The organism is Novipirellula sp. (assembly GCF_041583735.1).
Classification (GTDB): domain Bacteria; phylum Planctomycetota; class Planctomycetia; order Pirellulales; family Pirellulaceae; genus Novipirellula.
In genome coordinates this window covers 1-3,193 of record NZ_JBFHFD010000833.1, presented here as the reverse complement: position 1 = coordinate 3,193, position 3,193 = coordinate 1, and the positions used below count along the sequence as shown (strand labels likewise).

Genomic DNA, 3,193 nt, shown 5'->3' with positions numbered 1-3,193 from the left:
GCAACACCTCCGCAGACTACGGACAACCGTTTGCCAAGACGTTCAAGCAATACGAGTATGACTTCTATAAAGTCGACCCGATGTTGTTCAGCCCCGCCGTGGTGACGATTCATAACCTGCACAGCGGTCGAACTTGGAATCATGGCAAAATCGCCACCGATGTGCTTCGTCAATCGTTTCTATCATGAGCGGCCAGCGATTTCTCGTGCTGGGTTGCGGCGAAGGTTGGCATGCGAACCAATTGCGAAACGCCGCCGACAAACTCGGCTGCGAGCTGCATGGCTGTGACTATGAGTCGCTGTTTGCCTCGATCCAATTGAACTCGATCCATCTGGCTTCCCCTCCCGATCGCAATGCTGTTGATTTGGGTGCGGACGGTTTCACGGAAGCTGCGATCTCAATCGATCAGTTCGATGCCGTATTGGCCAGGACGATGCCGGCAGGATCGCTGGAAAAGATCACCTTTCGGCTTTCCATCCTGCATGCCTTGGCCGGCGATACGATTGCTAACAATCATCCTGTTACGGTGATCAATTCGCCGCGAGGCCTGGAGATCGCGATCGACAAATTTGCCACGCTCGCTCATGTTCGCCGGCTCGGTTATCTCGTTCCCGAAACAATCGTCGTGCAGTCGCGGAACGAAGCGATGGCGGCGTTCGAGCGACTCGGCGGCGACTGTGTCGTGAAACCTCTTTTTGGCGGCGAAGGACGCGGAGTAATGCGAATCCAGGACCCACAATTGGCTTGGTACACCTTTTCGACACTCGATCAACTCGATGCCGTGTTTTATGTGCAAGCGTTTGTTCGCCCCGGTGGACGTGACACTCGGCTGCTAGTGATTGGCGATCATGTGATCGCCGCCCGTCGCGAAAACCCGAGCGATTTCCGCACCAATCATTCTCATGGGGCAACGACAACGCAAATCCAACCGAGCCGCGAACAGATCACCATGGCCAAACAGATCACCTCGACAATGGGGCTAACATTCGCCTCGGTCGACCTAATTGATTGTGACGATGATGCGCCGCGAGTGTTGGAAGTGAACGCCGTCCCAGGATGGAAGGGACTGCAACAAGTTTGCACTGAGAACATCGCCACGCTGGTCGTGCAAACACTGATCGATGCGTGTAAGTCCGTCCCGATTAACTCTCCGATCAAAAACACCTCACCGACGCCAGCTCCCCACGAGGCCACGTCATGACCAACCAAGTCAAAGATGGCAATGTCGCCGCTCGCTTGCGAATTATCCGCAGTTTATCACCGGGCGGAATCGCGATTGCAGAGCCTAGCGGGCCACCGCGGTCCGATGGCATGCGTCAGTACGATCTGACGACTTTCGAGAACCTTGACCAACGCAGTGACGAGATCGCTCGCGGGCTGATCGCTTGGGGCGTCAAACCAGGCATGCGGCTGGCGATGCTGGTCCCGTTCGGCGGCCAGTTTATCGAACTTGTCTTTGCACTACTGAAAGCGGGCGTGGTCGCGATCCTGATCGATCCCGGCATCGGCCGCAAACATTTGGTGAATTGTCTGAGCGAATCGGATCCCGATGGCTTTGTCGGCATCCCCAAGGCTCAAGCGATTCGCAGTGTGCTGCGCAGCCGGTTTCCGCAAGCCAAATGGAACGTCACGGTCGGTAAACGCTGGCTGTGGGGTGGGCAAACACTAAATCAAATTGCCAAGCGAGGCCGAGAAGCATCTGGCGACATCCTGCCGACGATTGAGCGAACCGACGCGGCGGCGATCATCTTTACCACCGGCAGCACCGGGCCGCCCAAAGGGGTGCTGTACACCCACGGCACGTTTCATGCACAAATCGACCGGATTCGTGAACGCTACGACATTCACCGCGGTTCGCGAGACCTTGCCTGCTTTCCATTGTTCGGGCTGTTCGATGCGGTGATGGGGGTAACCACGATTATTCCGGACATGGATCCCACCAAACCTGCCGAAGTGAATACGCAACGTTTGATCGAAGCCGCCAACCAATGGGAAGTCGACCAAGCGTTTGGCTCGCCAGCCCTTTGGAACACGGTCGTCCGTTGGTGCGAAGCCAACAATGTCCAGCAACCGTTTCCAACGCTTCGGCGTGTTTTATCGGCCGGGGCGCCGGTTCCCGCCGCGACGCTGACCAAGCTTCGCAGTTTGCTTGATCCCGAAGTCAATATCGTCACGCCCTATGGCGCGACCGAGGCGCTTCCAATCGCCTCGATCGAGTCACGCGAAGTGATTGCCGAAACGGGGCCTGCTGCGGCTAAGGGCAAAGGGGTTTGCGTCGGTACGCGCTTTGAAGGAGTCCAGTGGCGTGTGATCAAGATCAATGATGGTCCGATGACGCAGATCGACGAGACCGAAGAAATGCCGCAAGGCAAGATCGGCGAACTGATGGTTTCAGGCCCGATGGTAACGACTCAGTACGTGGTCCGATCGGACCAGAATGTGATGCACAAAATCCAAGACGGCGACCGCGTCTGGCATCGCATGGGCGACGTCGGTTACTTGGACTCGCGAGATCGATTCTGGTTCTGTGGACGCAAAAATCATCGCATCGAAGCGGGCAATCGCACGCTGTTCACGATCCCCTGCGAATCGATCTTCAATTCGCATCCTCGCGTCTATCGTTCGGCACTCGTTGCACGCGGCGAACGTCCCGAGCAAACTCCGGTGGTGATGATCGAGACGATTGATTGTCGGCAAAACAACGGCAAACCGATCGCGGACGCGGACGGCCTGCGAACGGAGCTACTCGAATTAGCCGCTCGCAATCCGATCACACGCCGGATCGAAGAAATCATTATTCGCCGGACGCCGTTGCCGGTTGATATCCGGCACAACAGCAAGATTTTCCGCGAACGATTGGCCGAGGAATTACGAGCCGAAAGACGAACGTAGGTGTACGCAGGCCGGAACGCAGCGACAGCGAAGTTCCGGTATGGCGGCAACGACGTCACCTCGCCCGAGCGAAGTTTCGCATAGGCAACATTACGCAAGTCACCTCGCCCGAGCGAAGCTAGGGAGAGGTCGGACGGGCCCTTGAGGCCTCGTCCGGGTGAGGGGCGACCGCGCTCGCTTGATGTGTCGTTCGACTCGGATTGCTCGGTCGGCCCTCACTCGAGCAATCGCTCAACGCTCTGCTCGACCTCTCTCAAACTACGTTTGGGCGAGGTGACAGTACCGCGACGCATCGACTATT

The 3,193-nt window shown here is 57.2% G+C and carries 3 protein-coding genes; all 3 read left to right on the top strand.

What is annotated here, in order from left to right:
• A partial coding sequence (locus ABX962_RS33430) for a methenyltetrahydromethanopterin cyclohydrolase (protein ID WP_372726010.1) occupies nt 1-188 on the top strand: 188 nt, incomplete at its 5' end.
• Nucleotides 185-1,201 carry a RimK family alpha-L-glutamate ligase gene (locus tag ABX962_RS33425; RefSeq protein WP_372726009.1) on the top strand — a complete coding sequence of 339 codons (1,017 nt, stop codon included), beginning with the start codon at nt 185-187 and terminating at the stop codon, nt 1,199-1,201. The genes ABX962_RS33430 and ABX962_RS33425, both read left to right, overlap by 4 nt.
• On the top strand, nt 1,198-2,892 hold the full coding sequence (locus ABX962_RS33420; protein ID WP_372726008.1) for a fatty acid CoA ligase family protein: 1,695 nt from the start codon (nt 1,198-1,200) through the stop codon (nt 2,890-2,892). Before ABX962_RS33425 ends, ABX962_RS33420 begins: the two co-directional genes overlap by 4 nt.
• Nucleotides 2,893-3,193: the final 301 nt, after the last annotated feature.

Bases quoted from the DNA above. Each gene is read 5' to 3' on its own strand.
- ABX962_RS33425 (WP_372726009.1), top strand. From the start codon at position 185: ATGAGCGGCCAGCGATTTCTCGTGCTGGGTTGCGGCGAAGGTTGGCAT.
- ABX962_RS33420 (WP_372726008.1), top strand. From the start codon at position 1,198: ATGACCAACCAAGTCAAAGATGGCAATGTCGCCGCTCGCTTGCGAATT.